Genomic DNA, 19,666 nt, shown 5'->3' with positions numbered 1-19,666 from the left:
CTCACCCCTGATGATCCTGCCGCCCGCGATCTTTGCGGCCTTTGCGGGCCTCGCATTGGCGGGGATGATGCGGGATAACCCTGATGAGTTGCGGTCAACCTTTGTTGGCAACCAAGCGCCTGCGGTCCCTGTTGAAGCCGTGCAAGGCACCGTGCAACTGACCGATGCGGACCTGCGGGCAGGCGATATCACCTTAGTGAACTTCTGGGCCAGTTGGTGTCCGCCGTGCCGGGCCGAGCACCCGAATTTGCTTGATTTAGAGGCGCAGGGGTACCGCGTTGCGGGCATCAATTTTCGCGACCAGCAGGATCAGGCCTCAGAGTATCTAACGAACTACGACGATCCGTTTTTTGCCACCGGGTTCGATCTGCGGGGCAGGGTGGCGATCGATTGGGGCGTGACGGCACCGCCTGAGACGTTCATCGTGGATGGGAACGGGACGGTGCTTTACAGGTTTGTGGGGCCGCTGGTCGGGTCGGATTATGAGCAGCGGTTTCTGCCGGAACTGGCGAAGGCGTTGGAGTAGCTCTCACTAGCCCGAAAGGTTGAGCGATGCTGAGGAAGATTTGGCAAACGGTTCTGCGATATGATTCAATGCCGCGACCTAACGACGGTGTATGTCCTTGGTGCCAACATGTTCATGGACCTCGCTTTGGTCATTTCTTTTGCGATAGTTGCGGTGGGTTTTGTGCAGACAACGATTTCGCACGAAACATCGATACGATGCCGCGCAAAAAGTTCTACGGAGCAATTTTAGCAGGCTTTGCGTTTGCCGCAGTGATGATTGCCGTCGGGATAGGGGTCGATGGTTTGGTCGCCGCGCTTTACGACGAGTAGTCTCGGCTACGACGACACGTCAACAAAAAAGCCCGGTCAAAGTGACCGGGCTTTTGTTTTGCTTTTGGTGAGGTTTAGGCCGCCTTCGCCAAGTTCCGCAGCACGTAGTGCAGCACGCCGCCATTTTCGATGTATTCAATCTCAACGGCTGTATCGATGCGGCATTTCATAGTGATCTCTTTCACCGAACCATCGCCCATGGTGATCTTGGCGGTCATCTCCTGCAACGGCTTCACTGCATCCAGACCTTCGATGGTCACGGTTTCTTCGCCGGTCAGACCCAGCGATGTGCGGTTGTCGCCGCCGGTGAACTCAAACGGTACTACGCCCATGCCAACGAGGTTGGAGCGGTGGATACGCTCAAAGCTTTCCGCGATGACGGCTTTGACGCCCAAAAGCGATGTACCTTTCGCGGCCCAGTCGCGTGATGACCCTGCACCGTATTGCTCGCCCGCAAAGACGACCAACGGTGTGCCTTCGGCCTGATGCGCCATCGCGGCATCAAAGATCGAGGTTTGCGCGCCATCCGGCCCTTTGGTGTAGCCGCCCTCAACCCCATCCAGCATTTCGTTCTTGATGCGGATGTTGGCGAATGTGCCGCGCATCATGACCTCGTGGTTGCCGCGACGTGAGCCGTAAGAGTTGAATTCGCGCACGGGCACTTGCCGTTCGATCAGGTACTGACCGGCGGGGGTGGTGTCTTTGAACGAACCAGCCGGGCTGATGTGGTCAGTGGTGACCATGTCGCCCAGCACAGCAAGGACCTTGGCGTCGACCACGTTCTTGATCTCGCCCGCGTCCTTGGACATGCCTTTGAAGTAAGGTGGGTTCTGGACGTAGGTGGATGTGGCGGGCCAGTCGTAGGTCTCGCTATCTGTTGTCTCAACCGCTTGCCACTTCTCGTCGCCTTTGAAGACGTCGGCGTATTTGCTGATGAAGGCTTCGCGGGTCACGGTTTTTTCGACCAATGCGTTGATTTCGGCGGAGGTTGGCCAGATGTCTTTCAGGAAGACATCATTGCCGTCTTTGTCCTGGCCCAGTGGTTCACTGGACAGATCGATGTCCATCGTGCCCGCCAGCGCATAGGCCACGACGAGTGGGGGCGAGGCAAGGTAGTTGGCGCGCACGTCAGGCGAAATACGACCCTCAAAGTTCCGGTTCCCGGACAGAACGGATGTTGCCACCAGATCGCCTTCGGCAATTGCATCGGACAGTTCTTTCTGGATCGGGCCGGAGTTACCGATGCATGTTGTGCAACCGTAGCCGACCAAGTTGAAGCCGATTTTGTCGAGGTCCTCTTGCAGGCCTGCGGCCTCCAGATACTCGGACACGACCTGAGAACCGGGGGCGAGCGATGTTTTCACCCAAGGTTTGCGGTCCAGACCTAATGCTGCCGCTTTACGCGCCACAAGGCCCGCGCCGATCATCACGTAAGGGTTGGATGTGTTGGTGCACGATGTGATCGAAGCAATCACCACCTTGCCGGATGACAATGTGTAGTCTTCGCCAGCAACCGCGACTTCTTTGTTCATCGGACGCTTGAAGGTTTCTTCCATCTCGCGCGTGAACGCAGTTTTTGCGTCGGTCAGTGCCACATAATCCTGCGGGCGCTTGGGGCCGGAAATCGCAGGAACGATTGTGCCCATGTCGAGGTGCAGGGTGTCTGTGTAGACAGGTGCATAGTCAGCGTCGCGCCAGAAACCGTTTTCCTTGGCGTAGGCTTCGACCAGTGCAATCCGGTCTTCGTCGCGGCCGGTGTTGCGCAGGTAGCGCAGGGTTTCACCGTCGATTGGGAAGAAGCCACAAGTTGCGCCATACTCTGGCGCCATGTTGGCGATCGTCGCACGGTCGGCGAGGGGCAGCACATCAAGGCCTGCGCCGTAGAATTCAACGAATTTGCCAACAACGCCCAGCTCACGCAGCATTTCCACGACTTTCAGCACAAGGTCGGTGCCTGTCGTGCCTTCCATCATTTGGCCTGTCAGCTCGAACCCGACGACTTCGGGGATCAGCATGGACACAGGCTGGCCCAGCATCGCAGCTTCCGCCTCAATCCCGCCAACACCCCAGCCCAGCACGGCCAAGGCATTGACCATCGTCGTGTGGCTGTCGGTGCCGACCAGCGTGTCAGGGTAGGCTACCTCTTCGCCGTTCTGGTCTTTGTCGGTCCAGACGGTTTGGGCCAGATACTCAAGGTTCACCTGGTGACAAATGCCTGTGCCGGGGGGCACCACACGGAAGTTATTGAAGGCACCTTGGCCCCATTTCAGGAACTGGTAGCGTTCCATGTTCCGCTCATATTCGCGGTCCACGTTCATCTGGAACGCGCGGGGGTTGCCGAATTCGTCAATCATGACCGAGTGGTCGATGACCAGATCAACAGGGTTCAGCGGGTTGATCTGCTGGGCGTCACCACCAAGGGCAACAATACCGTCGCGCATCGCGGCAAGGTCAACCACGGCAGGGACGCCGGTGAAATCCTGCATCAACACGCGGGCAGGGCGGTAGGCGATCTCGCGCGGGTTTTTGCCGCCATTGTCGGCCCAAGCGGAAAAGGCTTTGATGTCATCCACGGAAACGGAAAACCCGCCATCTTCAAAGCGCAGCAGGTTTTCAAGAACCACCTTCAGCGCAGCAGGGAGTTTCGAGAAATCACCCAAACCCGCAGCCTCTGCCGCCGGGATTGAATAGTATGCGACGGACTGGTCACCGGCTGTGAGGGTTTTTCGGGTATTGGCTGTGTCTTTGCCGACTGTGATTGTCATGGCTATCCCTTTCGTGGCTACGGCTGAGCAAGGTTCTTGCCGCCCTATTGCCCCATGCCGCAAAGGCAATCAAGGGGGTGCGACGTTTTATGTATACCATTGCACACAATTTGATGTAATTTCTGCGCGAAGGTTGAAACATTCCTAACGCCCCCTCGCAATTCGTTGATTGGTCATTACAAGCAAAGCTGACTACACCGGACGGGCAACCCAAATTTCAGGATCCTCCATGCGCCATCTTCTTGCTGTCCTTTCGTTTCTTGGCTTCATGCAAACGACACAGGTTGTCGCACAAAATGGCCCGGTGGTGGTCGAGCTTTATACCTCGCAGGGGTGCTCTTCTTGCCCGCCTGCGGACGCGATCCTGCATGATTTGGCAAAGCGCGATGACGTCATCGCTCTGGCGCTGCATGTCGACTATTGGGACTACCTTGGTTGGAAGGATGAGTTTGCACGCCCAGAGTATACGAACCGACAGCACGGGTACGCACAGGCTGCACGTGCGCGCAACGTTTATACGCCACAAATGGTCTTTAATGGTAAGGACCATGTCGTGGGGTCGCGTGCAATGTCGGTGATGGATACTTTGCAAGCGCATCAGCGGCAGGTGAACCCGGTACAAGTCAGCCTGACCCGCAATGGTGATCGCGTGAGAATAGACGCAGAGACGCGCACGCGTGGCGACTATGTGGTGCAGGTGGCACGCTATTCACCTCAAGAAACAGTGGACGTGCGCCGTGGGGAAAATGCCGGCCGGACGCTCAGCTATGCCCATGTTGTGACATCGTTTGAAGTTGTGAGCCGTTGGGATGGTCGCGCACCACTGACGATTGATGCCGCTGCGGCCGGAGATGCGCCGTTTGTTGTCTTGATCCAACAGACCGGTTTTGGCCCGATCGTTGGCGCGGCTGAATTGCGCTAGGCCTTTCCGCCTTTTTTCCAGCGTTTGTGGATCCAGAACCATTGGGCGGGATTGCGGGCGATTTGCGCCTCGAGCCGCCCGTTCATTTCCAACAGCATATTTTCGGTGGTGTCGTGACTGATTGGGCTCTCGACCTCGATCTGAAACGCTATGCCGTCTGGCTGGCGTATGCCGAAGTAAGGGATAACAACTGCATCAAGCTTCAGGGCGATTTCGGCAGCCGACAATGATGTGCGTGCAGGATGCCCCAAAAATGGCAAAGATGGTCCGGGAGCTGACACGTCATAAAGCAATGTCCCCATGCCACCATCGCGCAAATGCCGGACAAACCCCATGGTTCCGCGGCGCCCCTGGGCAAAAACCGGGCCGCCCCATGATGTCATCGTCTTGGCGTAGTGATCGTTGAAATAGGCATTTTGCATCGGTCGATAGAGCCCGCCGATGGAATGACCCATCTTGGTCAGCACATGGCGCGGGGCTTCGTGATTGCCGAAATGGGCGGTGACGAAGATAACGGGCCGTTTCGTTTGTGCGGCTTCGCTGAGCGCTTCCAAGCCGTCGCCGGTTGGGTTGGTGTGCTGAAGCTGCTGCCCGAATTCTTGCCATGAGTAGTTTTCGATGATCGTGCGTCCGAAATTGTCGCAACAACTCTGGGCTAGGGTCCGGCGGTCAATGACACCCATATCGGGATAGATCAGTGCAAGATTATCGTCGGCCCGTTGCAGGTAGCCCGCCAAGGGCCCGATGGCGCGGCGCAAAGCGCTGCCCATCATTGACACACGTGTCTTGTAAGGCAAACGCATCAACGTGCTGATCAAGCCACGCAAGGCGCGGTCCGCGAGCCAATCGGCCTTCGATCCCGCCGGCGGAGCGTCGGTAGTCACGCAACATCCGGGGATTTTGCAAGGCCTGTGCCAATCATGCTGTCGCGTGTCACAAGCTTGGCAAGAGCGTCGGCGGTCCATCCATCCGTACCCTTCGGGCGGGCAGGGATTACGACGTACCGCATATCTGCCGTGCTATCGTGAACGCGTACTGTTGTGTCCTCTGGCAATGTCACACCGAATTCCGCCAGAACTTTGCGGGGTTCCTTGACCGTACGTGACCGATAGGCGCGAGATTTGTACCAATCCGGCGGCAAACCCAGCAGATTTCGGGGGTAACAGGAACAGAGCGTACACACCACGACGTTATGTTCGGTTGCGCTGTTCTCTAACGCGATCAAACGCATCGGTCCAATATCAAATCCCATGCCCCGTGTCGCCGCGCTTGCGTTGGCAAGCAAAGCCTCGCGAAATGCGGGGTCAGTCCATGCACGCGCCACAACCGCAGCCCCGTGCGCTGGGGAACGTGCATCCATCGCGTCGATTTGGGCATTGATTTCCTGCGCAGAGGTGACGCCTTTTTCGATCAGGAGTTCACGGACGGCGATTTCCATTTGCTGCCAATAGGTCAGCGGATGATCGTCATCTGGCCGATAGGGATGGCCAGAAGGCGACAGATGGTCGTGGTGATCATGGGGCATGCGGGGCCTCTGCGGGTTCGAGCCAGTGACTGTAGATTTCAGCGTCTATCGTGTCCGTTGGATTCGCTGTCATGTCACCCCAAACTTCGGCCATAGAGAACCGCATCCGCACCAATGGCAGCGGTTGTGCCTTTATTCCATAGGCAAGCTGTTCGGGGTTAGGGAAGGGGCCGAGCGTGCGTTCGACCCAGCCTGTTTTACCGCGCAAGTAAGCGGGAGTGCGCACATGCCCGGGCGGCATGTCGGCGCGCACGCGCATATAACTGCGGTCAGTCACTTGCAGCCTCGCCATATGTGCTGCCGCGTGCTGCAACCTCTGTCATGCGTTGGGCAAGTTCGGCTGTGGAATAGACGCCTGCTTCGATCAGGTTCTGGTTCACGCTTGCGATCCAGCGTTCATAGTAGGTCATCGTCTCAAACGCGTCTTCGCCCATATCCTCCAGCACGCGGCGCAAACCGTCTACCGTGAAATGCCCTTTGCTCGACGCTATGATCATCAAGGCATCAACACGTTTTTCCCAAAGTGAAAAATCATGCTGATCCGTTGGGACCGGCCCTGCGGCACCTCCCCCATGTCATGCCAGCGCTGGCCCGTAAAAGAGTTTGAATTGGTCATAAGGCGAAGTGTAACGGATTCTTTTTCCGACGTGAATCACTATTCGCGGGGCTTATGCCTCATCTTCTTGCGCTTCGTCAGGGTCGATCAGAGTGATGATCCCCGCATCTGACATTTCACGAATGACAGTGGTGATCGCCGACATGGCCTTTTCGGCATCGTCTTTCTTGATGCGTCCACGTTCTTCGGCATCTTCACGTAACTGGCCGGCCATCCGCTGTGAGACGCTACCGAGGATGAACTCAGCTGATGCGACCAAGGCGTCGTCTCCTGCGAGGCCGGCGGCGATTGCGGTGATCATAACTTCACCGTCAACATTGCGGATGCAGTTGGGAATGTCTGTGGGTTTGACGCGGGGGGCGATATCTTTGAAGGTAAAGATAGCTTTGCGCACATCAGATGCAAAATCAGGATCGGTGATGCCCAAGGCCTCTAGCACGTCTTCGCGTGTGTCTGTCGCAGTGGAATTGAGGATCGCACCCAAGCGTTGCACGGGTGCCTTTTCGAAGGCAAGATCCTCGGTCTGACCATAGTCCTGTGCCAAGGCTGCGCCGATCCGCCGAACCGCGTCAGGTGAAATATTTTCGGTTTGCGACATGGCATATGTGATTCGACGCGCACGTTCCCCGGGCGTCTTGGAGAGCACTTCGGCGGCTTTACCAAAGGGAAGTTTGGAGAGGGTGACGGCAGATACTTCGATGCTTTCGGCGCACATGATGGCAACAATCCGCTCAGTGCTGAGTTCAAGAATTGTCGGCCAATGATCGCCATTGCGCACGCTGTCCATCTGATTGCGAAGCCTGTCAGCCAGCACGGGGCTCAGGTGATCGGCCAAGGTAACAATGGCCGCGTCACGCGTTCCGGTTGCCGTTAATCCGACCTCTTCAAGCTCTGCTGCAAACTCTTCTGCGACGGCAGACACGGTGGCCTTGTCCACCCGGCGCAGGGCGGCGAGTTCATCCGTCAGGGCGAGTTGAAGTTGTTCGGGCAGTTGGCCAAGTGACAAAGTTCCCCCGTCACCGATTAACATCTGAACGATCATGGCTGCTTTACGACGACGCGTCAGAGTGGCTGGGCTGGCTGATGTGAAATCCATACCGGTTTCATAACCAAAACAGCGTAAAGGATTGGTTAGCTCAACAGGCTTAGGACCCCGGGTGCGTCACCATAATCGACATTTTTTTCAGGTGCTCGACCGTCTCTGGGTCAAGTGCTGCGGTTTCGGCCGTATTGTCATGGATCGCGACAACACCGGCTTCCAGCTCTGAAACTTCTGCGTCAGTAAATTCACGATCAGGGTGCGCGAAGCCACCGATGCTGCGGGTTTCCCCAGCAGTAGCTGCGATAACCACACCGTACTTCATCCCATGTTCGGCCGCCATTTTCATCACGCCTGCCGGATCTTCGAGGCCGGACCAGCGCTGACTTCCTGAGTGTTCGAACCCCCAAGCAACCATCGGATCCATCATGATCAGGCCATTACTGGAGTAGTAGTCCAGCCACGCCTTTGGATAGGTCTGAAAAACAAATTTTGGTGTGGTATATTCAACATGAAAACCCAAAGCGTAGCCGGCAGGAGCCAGCTGATTGAGTTTTCCAAGCGTCTCACTGATTTCAAACTTTGTCGGTTGCATTGACTGTTACTCGCTTTCCGGTTGCCAAGGCTACCAATAACCAAATACTGTGTGCTGGACGCCTTGCCAAAGATAGTAGTGGTAAGATCGTTGCGGGAACAAGAGCTTTATCCGAGGATGGCTCGCTGAGGGTTACGAATGTCAAAGCTTTTGGGTCTAGACGAGATTGGGCAACTTGCCCCGTCCGGCCATTATATTGCGCTGCGCATTGGTTTCGCTTTCCCGATGGAGGAAGTTAACGAACTGCCTGCCGAATGGGTTAATCACTATACAAAACAAAGATTTGCGCTCTTTGATCCGGTGCTTAGATGGGCCTACGGCAACGTCGGCGCTGTGCGTTGGAGCGAGTTTCCCGTCGACGACCCCAAACGTATCATTGCACAGGCGAGAACATTTGGCATGCGGTACGGCGTGACAGTTTCGGTTTTCGACAGCTCAGCGGATGCGCAACGATCATTTGCTTCTTTTACACGTGCTGATCGTGAATACACCGACCTTGAGGTCAAGCTTTTGCAGGCTTATCTGGCGCGCCGTCACAATGAGACTGCACCGCCAACGAATCTCACTAAGGCCGAACTTGAGGCCTTGGGCATGGTAAAAGACGGGCGTCGACTGAAGGAAATCGCCTTTGAGTTGAGTGTCAGCGAGGGCGCCGTAAAGCAGCGTCTTAAGAATGCGAAATTGAAGCTTGGTGCCAAAACTGGGACACAAGCTGCTGCATTGGCTAGCCAGTACGGCCTAATCTAAAAGAATCTAGAGTCTTTTTTTCTTTCCTCGGAACAATTAGAGCTAAATTGTCCACATAGTGGTAACGTTAACATTGGCGGAGGTGGGGCCGTCGCCAAACAGCACACAACCAGAGGGAAGAACATGGAGAATATCACTTTTAACCTAACCGAGCTCCACAAGCACGGCACTGCTTTTTTCGAGTTTTTGGCGCTGCGCAAGCAGTTCTTCGTCGATCAACTCGGTTGGGATATACCGCATGATGATAATGTGGAAATGGATCAATATGATAACCCAAAGGCGTACTACTCACTCGCCATTCAAAATGGGAAAGTGGTTGGTGGGATCCGGGCGATGGCGACAACTGCGCAGTGGGGTTCACATTCCTACATGCTCCGCGATGCGGTTGACGGCAAGCTGATCGGTATCCCGACTGACATTCTGCCCGAAGCAGAAGTGACGCCAACAATTTGGGAAGCAACACGGATTGTGATTTCCGAAGAGATCGACACACATGCAGAACGATCAAAATGCCTTGGCCTGCTCTTAAATGGTGTCGTGACCCAGGCGAGAGAGCATGGAGCGACTGAAATCATGGCACTGTGCCCGCCAGTTTTTGCCCGCACGATGCGCCAGATCGGCTTTCCTGTGCATGCGATCGGTGATCCTTATGTCAATCTTCATGACAACCGTCGTTATGTTGCGATGAAGGGCAGACTCGATGGCGTGACCTGGACGCATCCTGAAGAAGTGGCTGCAGCCAAGCAAAAACTTGAGCTTGTTAAGGAAATCGAACACGCGGCGTAAGATGATGTCAGACCTTAGCCGTTGCTGGGGCTAAGTCAGGTCTGCCGACCCTCTAGCGCGTCCCAAAGACGCGCGCAAAAATCGTATCAACGTTTTTCATGTGATACCCGAGATCGAATTTTTCTTCGATCTCTACGGGAGAAAGTGCGTCTAAAACATCCTGATCGGCAAGAAGTTCGGTTTTGAAATCGGCACCTTGCTCCCAGACTTTCATCGCGTTGCGCTGCACAAGTTTGTATGCGTCTTCGCGGTTGACGCCTGCTTGGGTCAGCGCCAGCAGTACGCGTTGCGACATGATCAGCCCCCGGAATTTGTTCATGTTGGCCAGCATGTTTTCGGGATAGATCACTAATTTTTCAATAACGCCCGCGAGCCGGTTCAGGGCGAAATCGAGCGTGACTGTCGTGTCCGGTCCGATGGCCCGTTCCACGGACGAATGGCTGATATCACGCTCGTGCCAAAGGGCCACGTTTTCCATCGCAGGAACCACGGACATGCGTACCAGACGGGCCAGCCCGGTCAGGTTTTCTGTCAGCACAGGGTTGCGTTTATGCGGCATCGCCGATGATCCCTTTTGGCCTTTTGAGAAGAACTCCTCGGCTTCCAAAACCTCGGTCCGCTGCATGTGCCGGATCTCTGTCGCGATATTTTCAATGCTGGACGCGATGACGCCCAGCGTTGCAAAGAACATGGCATGACGGTCGCGCGGAATGACTTGCGTGCTGATCGGTTCAGGCGAAAGGCCCAGCTGCGCGCAAACATGCTCTTCCACAGACGGATCGATGTTGGCGAATGTACCGACAGCGCCGGAAATCGCACCGGTCGCAATTTCAGCGCGGGCGTTTATGAGGCGCGCGCGCCCCCGGTCCATTTCTGCGTAGAAGCGCGCGAAGGTCAGCCCCATTGTTGTGGGTTCGGCGTGAATACCGTGGCTACGTCCGATGCGGACGGTGTCTTTGTGTTCATAGGCACGGGCCTTGAGCGCCTCTAGTACGCGGTCCATGTCGGCGATCAGCAGATCGGCGGCCCGCACAAGTTGTACGTTCAGCGTTGTGTCCAGAACGTCTGATGATGTCATGCCCTGATGCACAAATCGCGCGTCCTCTGATCCGATGTGTTCGGCCAAATGGGTCAGAAACGCGATGACATCATGTTTGGTTACGGCCTCAATTTCGTCAATGCGTGCGACATCAAATTCTACGTCCTTGGCTTTCCAAACGGCTGCGGCGTTCTCCTTGGGGATCACGCCAAGGGCTGCTTGGGCGTCACAGGCATGCGCTTCGATCTCGTACCAGATGCGGAATTTGGTGGCTGGTTCCCAAATGGCGGTCATTTCCGGGCGAGAGTAGCGAGGGATCATGGGTAACACCTTCTTGAAGGGGGGTGGGCAGAGGATTCCTGACGCGTCATAAGGGGCGGGGGCGGAACCCTCAAGGGAGAGATGCGCATGTGGCGAGTATTGGTGGCGCTGCTTTTGGTGCCGGATGCGGGTTTTGCCCAAGACTGGCAGGCAATGGACGGGGTAGAGGTTGCCGCGGCACTGACCGATCAGACGCTGATCTACGAAAATGCAACGCAGCGGTTCTACGCTTCGGGGCGTACTTTATACAATGCCGGCCAAGACAGTTGGGGCTATTGGGCCGTGCGCGGTGACCAATATTGCAGCCAATGGCCACCTGGCGACCAATGGGATTGCTACGATATAGTCGGCTTGGATGGGATGATCCGTTTTATTGGCGCAGACGGCAGCGTCACGGATGGGGTTGTGGCTGAATGATACGAACGCCAGAGGATTTTGTCGGACAATGGACGTTGCAACGTGGCATCCGCGATCAATTGCATGGCCAGCATGGCACATTGGCGGGCGAGGCGCGTTTTACCCAGACGGGTGCGACACAGCTGACCTATGATGAAACTGGTACATTGGTGCTGGAAAGTGGCGCGCAGTTAGAGGCCACACGCCAGTACAAATGGCGTTTTGCACCGGATCTGGTGACCGTCAGTTTTTGGGACGGTGGTTTGTTTCATCAATTTATCCCTTCCGATCATGCGGCTGGAACGGACCACCCCTGCGGCGATGATTTCTATACTGTGCGCTATAATTTCACCCGCTGGCCCGAATGGACCGCAGTTTGGACGGTGACGGGCCCGCGCAAAGACTATGTCTCAACTTCGACTTATCGTCCGTGTTAGCGCCATCTCACTTGCGCCGCGTCGCGGCATGGGCAATAAAACCCGCAACGACATAAACAATAGGGGAGAGCGGCACATGGCCCTCGCACTCAACGATAAAGCACTGACAGAGGCCTTTGGCCCCACGACAGGCACCGCATTGCGCGTCAAGCAAGCCGTTATGGTGGTTCTTGGCATCGCAGCCTTGGCGATTTTGGCTAAGGTCAAAGTGCCAATGTGGCCTGTGCCGATCACCATGGGCACATTTGCTGTTCTGACGATTGGTGCGACTTACGGGCCCCGTTTGGGTCTGACAACAATCCTTGGTTACATGATCATCGGGGCTTTGGGCTTTGATGTCTTTGCAAATTCGACCGCAGAAAATGCCGGCTGGTCTTACATGATCGGTGGCACGGGTGGCTATCTGGTGGGTTACGTGCTGGCCACGCTGGCGTTGGGCCTTGCGGCGCGCGCTGGTTGGGACCGTTCCGTCCTCAAGATGGCGTTCGCACTTTTGATCGCGAACGCGCTGATCTATCTGCCGGGTGTTGCTTGGTTGCCTGTCGTCTACGACGGCAAAACGCTGGCTTGGGCTGTTGAGGTTGGCCTGACACCATTCCTGATCGGTGACGCATTGAAGCTGGGCCTCGCCGCACTGTTGGTGCCCGGTCTGTGGAAGCTGATTGGCAGCGCCCGTACCTAAGCGACAAGCACTATGAATTTAGATAGGCGCTGCAATCCGCAGCGCCTTTTTTTATGCCAAATGGGTCGAGATGGTTGAGGCCCGTTCCAATGTCCGGTGCACTGGGCATTTATCCGCAATCTCCAGTAGTCGCGCGCGCTGTTCATCGCTTAGCGCGCCTTCCAGCCGGATCGTCCGGTCAAAGTGGTCGACTTTCGCGCCGTTCGGTTCGGCTGCATCAGCCGCATGTTCTTTTGCATGGGTGATATCGACGTTCACCCCCGTCAGTGGCCAGCCTTTGCGCCGCGCATACATGCGGATCGTCATCGAGGTGCAGGCCCCCAAACCAGCAGAGACCAAACCATAAGGTGTTAGCCCCTTGTTCGTGCCCCCAACCTTCGCCGGTTCGTCGGCCAGCAGGTGATGGGCGCCGGATTGGATATCTTGCAAGAACCCGTTCGCGTCCGCCTCGGTCACGCGCAGGATGCCTTCGGGGACTGCCGCTTGCGGTTTGGGTTCGGCCAATTTGAGGTAACGTTTGGACCAGGCTGCGATCACATCGGCTGCATATTCGGCATCCGCTGTCCGTGTGATCAGGTGATCGGCATCATCCAAGGTGACAAAGCTTTTGGGGTGCTTGGCTGCCAGAAAAATGTCGGACGCATTTTCGACCCCGACAGTTGTGTCGCGTGGGGCATGCAGCACCAGCAGGGCCGCGCCCAGCTTGGCGATCGAGGATTTGAGGCTGGCTTGGCTGACATCTTCCACGAAGTCTTTGCCGATGCGGAAGGGCCGTCCGCCGAGCGATACTTCGGCGACGCCTTGGTCGACAATTTGAGGGATCGCATCGGCGAAGTTGTGGGTCACATGCCCGGGATCAAAAGGCGCACCGATTGTCACGACAGCCTTGATACTGTTCATCATCGGGGCTGCTTTCAGAACGGCAGCACCCCCAAGCGAATGACCAATGATCAGTGACGGTGACATGCCGCGGGCCGCCAACGCGTTGTAGGCGGCAATCAGGTCATCCACATTTGATGTGAAGCTGGTGTTCTCAAACTCGCCTTCGGAATGTCCCAGACCGGTAAAATCGAACCGCAATACAGCGATTCCCATTGACGACAGGCGGGCTGCGATCCTGCGGGCCGCCGTGATGTCTTTCGAACAGGTAAAGCAATGCGCAAAGATGGCGGTGGCCAGATGAGGACCATTCGGCATGTCGAGACGGGCGGCAAGCATATCGCCTGCATGGCCTTCGAAGGTAAGCTTTTCAGTTGGCATTGATGGAACCTTCCTTTTGGCGGTCTGCGAAAAAACTGCGCAAGAGATGGGCGTAAGATGCGCATGCGGCAACTCTAATCGGGGACAATCGCAGCAAGGTGAGAGATGTTACGACGATGAGACTCGTGAATTTGATGTTGCAGGCTGGGACGGTGTGCCTGTTGCTGGCCGTTCTGCTGAGCTTTGCAGGTGCGTGGCATCCCGTTTTTGACAGCCTTTCATTGCTGCGTTTGCCTTTGACCGGTGTCTGCTTGCTTGTGTTGGTGTTCCCCATGGGTGCCCGTTTGCGTCTTATGATAGCGGTAGCTGTATTGCTTGGGGCGGGAACAACGGTGCCGATGCTATTTGATACGCAAAAGGCAGGTGACCTGCGCATTTATTCCAAGAATATGTGGTTCGCAAACCGAGAATTGAATGCGCTTGCCGCCGACATCCGCGACAGTGACGCTGATGTGGTGGCGCTGCAAGAGGTCTCAGCGGCGAACCGTGCGATGTTGGTGTCGCTACGCGACATTTATCCGCATCAGCATGCGTGCGGCTTTTCAGGTTGGAGTGGCATTGCCGTCTTGTCCCGTGACCCGATCTTGCAAACGGCATGTTCAGAAGGCCGGGCTGCCGCTGCGGCGCAGATAGATCGCGCGAAGGGGTCAGTTTGGGTCGCTTCAGTGCATTTGAGATGGCCATTCCCTTACGGCAATGCGCGGTCAGCCCAGTCTGCTGTTGCATTGCTGGAAACGCTGGAAGGGCCAGTTGTCATGGCCGGTGATTTTAACATCTTTCCTTGGGCCAGCAGCGTCAGGGATATGCAGCGGGCAGCTGGTCTACAGGTCGCGCTGCCTGTGCGTCCAACATACGACTTACGCGGCGTTCCACTATTGCTTGATCATGTGCATGCGCCCGGTGGCGGCGCGGCACAGTATCGCGACTTGCTGGGATCAGACCACGTGGGCGTTTTGGCGGATGTTTCTCTGACGCTTCAATAACCCATGAGTGCCGGGTCGTGGGGGTATTGGGTCAGGTTTTCATAGCCATTTTCGGTGATCAGGACCTGATCTTCCAGCTTGATGGAGAAGTCACCCCCCTCGGGGCTGATCAACGCTTCGACACAAAGCGTCATGCCTGCCTCTAGTTCATAGTCAAAAGCGCCCGGCACCATTTTATCGGGGTAGGCAACCAAAGGCCATTCGTCACACAGGCCAACCCCATGCATTAGGCAACCATATTTCAGCTTTTGGTATTTCTCGGGCAGGATGTGGGTATTGCGGCTGAGCTCCTGAATATTCACGCCGGGTTTGAGCATATCCATGTTGTAGCGGATGTGTTCAACTCCGATCTGCATCGCCTCGATCATATCTGGGCGGGGCTTTTTGTCGCCAATCCACCATGTGCGGCTGATATCGACGCAGATGCCGTAGGCCCCAACGAGGTCAGTATCAAAGGCCACGATTTCATTGTTTTGCACGATCCGTCCGCCGCATTCCTGAAACCAAGGGTTTGTGCGAGGGCCGGATGAGAGTAGCCGCGTTTCGATCCATTCACCACCGCGCCGGATGTTTTCGGCGTGCAGCACCGCCCAGATATCATCCTCGGACATGTTTCCATCTGGCACGCCTGCGCGCGCGGCGTCCTCCATCGCAGCACAGGCCATTTCACATGAATGGCTTGCACAGCGCATGGCGCGGATTTCATCAGGACCCTTGATGCTGCGCGCCTTCTCTGTCAGCTCTTCGCCGGGTTGGACGGTGAAGCCCACAGCCTCAAGCGCGCGCAGACCGTGCAGCATGGGTTTGTCGACGCCCAGGGTCATGTTGGCGCCGCCATGTTCACGGATCAGATCGCACACCTCATTGGCGAAATTGTTGGCTGCCGGTTCAAGTTTGTCACCACGGTCGAAGTAGAAGAGGTCGGCGCCGGTTCGTTGTTCATTCACGAGGGGATTAAATTTGCTCAGGAACATCCCGTTCTTGTAGTCCCACATGACCATGTAGCCATCCGCACAGACGATGCAGGCGCGAAACGGGTTGTGGCTGTTCCACAGCTGCATATTGGTGCTGTCGGTGGCGTAGCGGATGTTGAGTGGGTCAAACATCAGGATGCCGCCGTAGTCGCGGGCATTGACCGCATCGACCAATCGCTTATGTCGCCACGCGCGCATCGCGGGTAGATTTGGCAATTCCAAGCCCGCGGCATTCCATTCGCCAAAGGCCAATTGAGTCGGTCCAATCTCGACCCTGTCCTGATCGTTTGGTGAGCCATCGGCCAGCGTAGCACCGCGTGTGGGGTCAATCTTGCGGGTGTCGCGGTAGTGGGTATTCATCGCTTGTTCCTCGGCCTTTTGCATGGTCGAGTTTGAGGGCGCGATTGTCGAAAGCTTGTCAAAATTCGACAAATTCGGGTCAGTTGTCAGCGATACAACGGTTTATGGACTGGTTTGAATGCTCGTCATCGGGACACTGATTGCATTAATTCGGCTGGACGGATTGCTCAGGAAAGCGATTACCAGCACCAAAGCGATGACGCCGAAGTAGACGTATTTGACTGTGCGAAACACGCCGTTCACACCCCGAAACACGGAGCCGGCCAGTTTAAAGGGGGATAGGCTTGGCGCTGGTCGTTGACGGGCAGGCTGGGATGCCGTGGGTCGCGTCGCAGCCTGCTTTGGTCCCCACGGGGCTGTGGCGGATGGCATGGGTTTGGTTTGAGATGCTGAGACGCGATTGGGTTGCGACGGCCTTACTTCATTTCGCGGCTTGTTTTTTGGTGTCGCGGACCCGCGATAACTTGTCGAGGGCCCCTTATAGCGCACATCAATCGGGTGATATTTCGACATCTTTCGCTCTGCTTTTGCTGCTACGCCACTTTATGACAACAACATATGGCAAAGACGAGGCGGCGGCAGGGAAAATAGCAGGATTTTTTACAACCCGCCTTCCAAAGCACCAGCAGCGACAAGGGCATCATATTTGTCCCTATCAAACCACCAGAATTCCATGTTTCGGAAGAAGTCATAGGGTGCCGGCTCTTCGGGTATGCCGAAGATGTCCCAAACGGCAACGCGGTGGTAATCGATGGTCCAACCGGGCACCCAGATGTGTTTTGATCGCAAGACCCGGTCAAGCGCGCGAACGGATGTGTTCAGCTCTTCACGGGCCTCCGCAATCACCACCTTTTCGATCAACGCATCAACAACAGGGTCAGCGAGCCCCGTTAGGTTGTTGCTACCCTCGGCTTCCGCCGCGGCCGAGCCGTAGAAGGCGCGTAGTTCTGCGCCAGGTGTCGTAAGGACGGCCCATGCAGTTGACGACAGATCGAAGTCAAAGGCTTGGCGGCGCTGCGTCCACGAACTTGGATCGATAACTTCAAATTCGATATCGATCCCCAAGGATTTGAGGTTTTCTGTATAGGGGGTCATCACTCTACCAAGGCTTGCACTGCTGTCGGGAAACTCAAGTCGCATCGGCTCGCCAACTGCATTGCGGCGTATGCCGTCATCGCCAACGACCCAACCCGCAGCATCCAAAAGCTCGCCCGCTGCACGTAGTGCTGCCCGGTCACGCGGTCGATTGCCGCTGACATTTGGGACAAAGGCGGTCTCGGTGAAGATCTCGGGGGGAAGCTGATCGCGGAACTCTTCTAGCAGTGCTAATTCAGCACCTTCGGGGAGGCCACTCGCCTGCATATCGGTGTTTTCGAAGAAGCTGTCTGTGCGATCATAGGTCTGGTAGAAAATCGTCTCGTTGGTCCACTCGAAATTAAATGCATATCCAAGCGCCTGGCGGACGCGGATGTCTTGCAAAACGGGGTTTCGCGTATTGAGCCAGATACCTTGGGCATTGCCGGGGCGCCCATCGGGGATTTGCATCTGCTTGACCCAACCTGCTTGGGCGGCGGGGAAGTCATAGCCCGTTGCCCATGACGACGACCGATATTCGACGCGCATGTGGTATTCGCCAGCCGCAAAGGCTTCGAGCCCAACTGTATCATCGACGAAGTATTCGTAATTGAAGCAATCAAAGTTGTTGCGTCCGGCATTCACCGGAAGATCGGCTGCCCAATAGTCTGGGTCTTTGCAGAATGTGATGGCGCGGGGCGCATCCACGGTTTCTATTTTATAGGGGCCGGAACCGACCGGGATCGTCATCCAACTTTCGTCGAAGGGAGTTGTTTCGTAAAAGTGCTCTGGAAGGATAGCCAATCCCGCGATGCTGCCTAACAGACCGCTGCCGGCATCTGGTGCGAGGTCGATACGGACACGCAGATCAGTTTCAGCCACAACATCAACAACGTTGGCCAGCAGGTTTTGATAGAAGGGATGACCGTCTGTCTTCAACGCGTTGATCGTAAAGACGACATCCTGTGCGGTGACGGGTTCTCCGTCATGAAAGCGTGCTTCGGGGCGCATATTGAAGACGATGTAGGATAGATCCTCGGGGTACTCGATCGTTTCGGCGATGAGCCCATAGTAGGCATCCGGTTCGTCATTCGCCCGTACCATCAGGCTGTCGTAGATGTGGACGGCCAGTTCAGGCGCGTAGTCGCCCTTGATGATAAATGCATTGAGGCTGTCAAAGGTGCGGTTGCCGTACAACTGCCGCTGGCTCATCGTGCCGCCTTGGGGGGCGTCGGGGTTGGCATAGTCGAAATGGGTGAAGTCGGGGCCGTATTTGAGATCTCCGAAAGTGGAATAGCCGTGGCTGATTGTGACATCGGCGTGGACGGGGGCGGCGAACGCAAGCAGCGATAGCGTGGCGTAGATATAGGATCTCATGAAGGTCTCCGATCAAAGGTCTACCATACAAACAAGCATGAATAGCTGATGTGTCAAGGTAGCGTCGCTTTGCTGGTTGTACTTGCACGATTTCGTCATAGGTATTTGATATGATAGTTATTCTTTTTGTTTTGCTGAGTGTTGCTGCGGCCATTGGCTTTCATAAATGGCAAAAGCGGGCGCGCCGTCGAGCTTTGTTGGCAAAGGCGCTGTCCGAGGATCAACGACAGACAATTGCCAAAGAAGTTCCGATTACGCGGCGCTTGCCAAAAGACTTGCGGCAGAGATTTGAAGGTAAGATAAATCTGTTTCTCGATCAGGTCGAATTCATTGGATGCGATGGGTTAAGCGTGACGCAGACAATGCGGTTGTCGATTGCAGCGCAGGCGTGCCTTGTCATTGTGAACAGTGATGCGTGGTACAAGAACCTGCGGACGATCCTGATCTATCCAAGCGCTTTCAAATCCAAGACCAAAACCCACGATGGTTATGTCGTGCGCGAACAAGAGGTGGTGCGGTTGGGCGAAAGTTGGTCGCTGGGGCCGGTCATCTTGTCCTGGCATCACAGCCAGCAGGGGGCGGCGAACGAAGGTGATGGCAAGAACGTCGTCTTGCACGAGTTCGCCCATCAGCTGGATGATCTGTCCGGCCAAACCAACGGCGTGCCACTTTTCCGAAAAGGACAAAGTTTTGGCGAATGGGAACGGGTGTTTCTGGAGGCGTTCGCGCGGCATGAACAGACCGTGGAGGAGGGCAAAAGGGCGGTGTTGGACCCCTACGGCGCGACCAATCACCAAGAGTTTTTTGCTGTCGCGATCGAGGCCTTCTTTGAAAAGCCCACCCAACTCAAGCGGGATGAGCCAGCCGTTTACGGCCAGCTTGCGGTGCTGCTGGATCTTGATCCATCGACGTGGGGGTGAAGGCGCAGTTG

Annotated in this window: 19 protein-coding genes and 1 pseudogene; 9 read left to right on the top strand and 11 right to left on the bottom strand. The window is 56.0% G+C overall.

The features are described from left to right. Nucleotides 1-10: 10 nt before the first annotated feature. Nucleotides 11-526, top strand: coding sequence for a DsbE family thiol:disulfide interchange protein (locus ACZ1G5_RS01555; protein WP_472731181.1), 516 nt, complete (start codon nt 11-13; stop codon nt 524-526). Between the two features lie 385 nt (nt 527-911). On the opposite strand, the gene acnA is transcribed toward ACZ1G5_RS01555, so the two are convergent. Further along, nucleotides 912-3,602: an aconitate hydratase AcnA gene (gene acnA / locus ACZ1G5_RS01550; protein WP_472731180.1), complete on the bottom strand. Its 2,691-nt coding sequence runs from the start codon at nt 3,600-3,602 to the stop codon at nt 912-914. 229 nt (nt 3,603-3,831) lie between these two features. Here acnA and ACZ1G5_RS01545 point away from each other — a divergent pair, with 229 nt between their 5' ends. Continuing rightward, the gene (locus ACZ1G5_RS01545) at nt 3,832-4,524 is read left to right on the top strand and encodes a DUF1223 domain-containing protein (protein WP_472731179.1); all 693 of its coding nucleotides are present in this window, start codon (nt 3,832-3,834) and stop codon (nt 4,522-4,524) included. Here ACZ1G5_RS01545 and ACZ1G5_RS01540 read toward each other — a convergent pair. The 6 genes and pseudogenes from ACZ1G5_RS01540 to ACZ1G5_RS01515 all read right to left on the bottom strand — a co-directional run bounded on the left by ACZ1G5_RS01540 (nt 4,521) and on the right by ACZ1G5_RS01515 (nt 8,299). Beyond that, nucleotides 4,521-5,408, bottom strand: a complete 888-nt coding sequence (locus ACZ1G5_RS01540; RefSeq protein ID WP_472731178.1) for a lysophospholipid acyltransferase family protein — start codon at nt 5,406-5,408, stop codon at nt 4,521-4,523. The genes ACZ1G5_RS01545 and ACZ1G5_RS01540 overlap by 4 nt on opposite strands. Next, nucleotides 5,405-6,049, bottom strand: a complete 645-nt coding sequence (gene nthA / locus ACZ1G5_RS01535; protein WP_472731177.1) for a nitrile hydratase subunit alpha — start codon at nt 6,047-6,049, stop codon at nt 5,405-5,407. The genes ACZ1G5_RS01540 and nthA overlap by 4 nt, the downstream gene beginning before the upstream one ends. After that, the gene (locus tag ACZ1G5_RS01530; RefSeq protein ID WP_472734250.1) at nt 6,039-6,308 is read right to left on the bottom strand and encodes an SH3-like domain-containing protein; all 270 of its coding nucleotides are present in this window, start codon (nt 6,306-6,308) and stop codon (nt 6,039-6,041) included. Before ACZ1G5_RS01530 ends, nthA begins: the two co-directional genes overlap by 11 nt. Nucleotides 6,309-6,318: 10 nt before the next feature. Next, nucleotides 6,319-6,665 (bottom strand): annotated as a pseudogene (locus ACZ1G5_RS01525) (ScnB-like protein). Between the two features lie 52 nt (nt 6,666-6,717). Beyond that, nucleotides 6,718-7,761 (bottom strand): FliG C-terminal domain-containing protein, encoded by a 1,044-nt coding sequence (locus ACZ1G5_RS01520; protein ID WP_472731176.1) that lies wholly within the window; start codon nt 7,759-7,761, stop codon nt 6,718-6,720. A 49-nt stretch (nt 7,762-7,810) separates the two neighbouring features. Next, nucleotides 7,811-8,299 (bottom strand): autoinducer binding domain-containing protein, encoded by a 489-nt coding sequence (locus ACZ1G5_RS01515; protein ID WP_472731175.1) that lies wholly within the window; start codon nt 8,297-8,299, stop codon nt 7,811-7,813. 138 nt (nt 8,300-8,437) lie between these two features. Here ACZ1G5_RS01515 and ACZ1G5_RS01510 point away from each other — a divergent pair, with 138 nt between their 5' ends. Further along, nucleotides 8,438-9,046: an autoinducer binding domain-containing protein gene (locus ACZ1G5_RS01510; RefSeq protein WP_472731174.1), complete on the top strand. Its 609-nt coding sequence runs from the start codon at nt 8,438-8,440 to the stop codon at nt 9,044-9,046. 123 nt (nt 9,047-9,169) lie between these two features. Further along, entirely contained in the window at nt 9,170-9,832 is a 663-nt protein-coding gene (locus ACZ1G5_RS01505; RefSeq protein ID WP_472731173.1) for an acyl-homoserine-lactone synthase, read from the top strand. 52 nt (nt 9,833-9,884) lie between these two features. Here ACZ1G5_RS01505 and purB read toward each other — a convergent pair whose 3' ends face one another. After that, nucleotides 9,885-11,192: an adenylosuccinate lyase gene (purB, locus tag ACZ1G5_RS01500; RefSeq protein WP_472731172.1), complete on the bottom strand. Its 1,308-nt coding sequence runs from the start codon at nt 11,190-11,192 to the stop codon at nt 9,885-9,887. An 87-nt stretch (nt 11,193-11,279) separates the two neighbouring features. Between purB and ACZ1G5_RS01495 the strand changes: the two genes are divergently transcribed. From ACZ1G5_RS01495 to ACZ1G5_RS01485, 3 genes are all read left to right on the top strand, one after another. Beyond that, nucleotides 11,280-11,609: a hypothetical protein gene (locus ACZ1G5_RS01495; RefSeq protein ID WP_472731171.1), complete on the top strand. Its 330-nt coding sequence runs from the start codon at nt 11,280-11,282 to the stop codon at nt 11,607-11,609. After that, nucleotides 11,606-12,025: a DUF6314 family protein gene (locus tag ACZ1G5_RS01490; protein WP_472731170.1), complete on the top strand. Its 420-nt coding sequence runs from the start codon at nt 11,606-11,608 to the stop codon at nt 12,023-12,025. The genes ACZ1G5_RS01495 and ACZ1G5_RS01490 overlap by 4 nt, the downstream gene beginning before the upstream one ends. A 76-nt stretch (nt 12,026-12,101) precedes the next feature. Continuing rightward, a complete protein-coding gene (locus ACZ1G5_RS01485) occupies nt 12,102-12,707 on the top strand; it encodes a biotin transporter BioY (protein WP_472731169.1) in 606 nt (201 codons plus the stop codon). A gap of 51 nt (nt 12,708-12,758) precedes the next feature. On the opposite strand, the gene ACZ1G5_RS01480 is transcribed toward ACZ1G5_RS01485, so the two are convergent. Next, nucleotides 12,759-13,967, bottom strand: coding sequence for a bifunctional alpha/beta hydrolase/OsmC family protein (locus ACZ1G5_RS01480; protein WP_472731168.1), 1,209 nt, complete (start codon nt 13,965-13,967; stop codon nt 12,759-12,761). Between the two features lie 116 nt (nt 13,968-14,083). Here ACZ1G5_RS01480 and ACZ1G5_RS01475 point away from each other — a divergent pair, with 116 nt between their 5' ends. Continuing rightward, a complete protein-coding gene (locus tag ACZ1G5_RS01475; RefSeq protein ID WP_472731167.1) occupies nt 14,084-14,950 on the top strand; it encodes an endonuclease/exonuclease/phosphatase family protein in 867 nt (288 codons plus the stop codon). Here ACZ1G5_RS01475 and dddP read toward each other — a convergent pair. Both dddP and ACZ1G5_RS01465 read right to left on the bottom strand, forming a co-directional pair. Beyond that, nucleotides 14,944-16,284, bottom strand: coding sequence for a dimethylsulfonioproprionate lyase DddP (dddP, locus tag ACZ1G5_RS01470; protein ID WP_472734249.1), 1,341 nt, complete (start codon nt 16,282-16,284; stop codon nt 14,944-14,946). The genes ACZ1G5_RS01475 and dddP overlap by 7 nt on opposite strands. A 600-nt stretch (nt 16,285-16,884) precedes the next feature. Next, nucleotides 16,885-18,735, bottom strand: coding sequence for an extracellular solute-binding protein (locus ACZ1G5_RS01465; protein WP_472731166.1), 1,851 nt, complete (start codon nt 18,733-18,735; stop codon nt 16,885-16,887). Nucleotides 18,736-18,845: 110 nt separating this feature from the next. On the opposite strand from ACZ1G5_RS01465, the gene ACZ1G5_RS01460 reads away from it, so the two are divergent. Next, on the top strand, nt 18,846-19,655 hold the full coding sequence (locus tag ACZ1G5_RS01460) for a M90 family metallopeptidase (protein ID WP_472731165.1): 810 nt from the start codon (nt 18,846-18,848) through the stop codon (nt 19,653-19,655). Nucleotides 19,656-19,666 lie beyond the last annotated feature (11 nt).

The organism is Yoonia sp. JB2-21, from assembly GCF_055693545.1.
This window is presented reverse-complemented; position numbering and strand designations above follow the sequence as displayed.

Bases quoted from the DNA above. Each gene is read 5' to 3' on its own strand.
- dddP (WP_472734249.1), bottom strand. From the start codon at position 16,284: ATGAATACCCACTACCGCGACACCCGCAAGATTGACCCCACACGCGGT.
- ACZ1G5_RS01515 (WP_472731175.1), bottom strand. From the start codon at position 8,299: ATGCAACCGACAAAGTTTGAAATCAGTGAGACGCTTGGAAAACTCAAT.
- acnA (WP_472731180.1), bottom strand. From the start codon at position 3,602: ATGACAATCACAGTCGGCAAAGACACAGCCAATACCCGAAAAACCCTC.
- purB (WP_472731172.1), bottom strand. From the start codon at position 11,192: ATGATCCCTCGCTACTCTCGCCCGGAAATGACCGCCATTTGGGAACCA.
- ACZ1G5_RS01510 (WP_472731174.1), top strand. From the start codon at position 8,438: ATGTCAAAGCTTTTGGGTCTAGACGAGATTGGGCAACTTGCCCCGTCC.
- ACZ1G5_RS01485 (WP_472731169.1), top strand. From the start codon at position 12,102: ATGGCCCTCGCACTCAACGATAAAGCACTGACAGAGGCCTTTGGCCCC.
- ACZ1G5_RS01490 (WP_472731170.1), top strand. From the start codon at position 11,606: ATGATACGAACGCCAGAGGATTTTGTCGGACAATGGACGTTGCAACGT.
- ACZ1G5_RS01495 (WP_472731171.1), top strand. From the start codon at position 11,280: ATGTGGCGAGTATTGGTGGCGCTGCTTTTGGTGCCGGATGCGGGTTTT.
- ACZ1G5_RS01520 (WP_472731176.1), bottom strand. From the start codon at position 7,761: ATGGATTTCACATCAGCCAGCCCAGCCACTCTGACGCGTCGTCGTAAA.
- ACZ1G5_RS01505 (WP_472731173.1), top strand. From the start codon at position 9,170: ATGGAGAATATCACTTTTAACCTAACCGAGCTCCACAAGCACGGCACT.
- ACZ1G5_RS01555 (WP_472731181.1), top strand. From the start codon at position 11: ATGATCCTGCCGCCCGCGATCTTTGCGGCCTTTGCGGGCCTCGCATTG.
- ACZ1G5_RS01480 (WP_472731168.1), bottom strand. From the start codon at position 13,967: ATGCCAACTGAAAAGCTTACCTTCGAAGGCCATGCAGGCGATATGCTT.
- ACZ1G5_RS01460 (WP_472731165.1), top strand. From the start codon at position 18,846: ATGATAGTTATTCTTTTTGTTTTGCTGAGTGTTGCTGCGGCCATTGGC.
- ACZ1G5_RS01475 (WP_472731167.1), top strand. From the start codon at position 14,084: ATGAGACTCGTGAATTTGATGTTGCAGGCTGGGACGGTGTGCCTGTTG.
- ACZ1G5_RS01465 (WP_472731166.1), bottom strand. From the start codon at position 18,735: ATGAGATCCTATATCTACGCCACGCTATCGCTGCTTGCGTTCGCCGCC.
- ACZ1G5_RS01530 (WP_472734250.1), bottom strand. From the start codon at position 6,308: ATGCGCGTGCGCGCCGACATGCCGCCCGGGCATGTGCGCACTCCCGCT.
- nthA (WP_472731177.1), bottom strand. From the start codon at position 6,049: ATGCCCCATGATCACCACGACCATCTGTCGCCTTCTGGCCATCCCTAT.
- ACZ1G5_RS01545 (WP_472731179.1), top strand. From the start codon at position 3,832: ATGCGCCATCTTCTTGCTGTCCTTTCGTTTCTTGGCTTCATGCAAACG.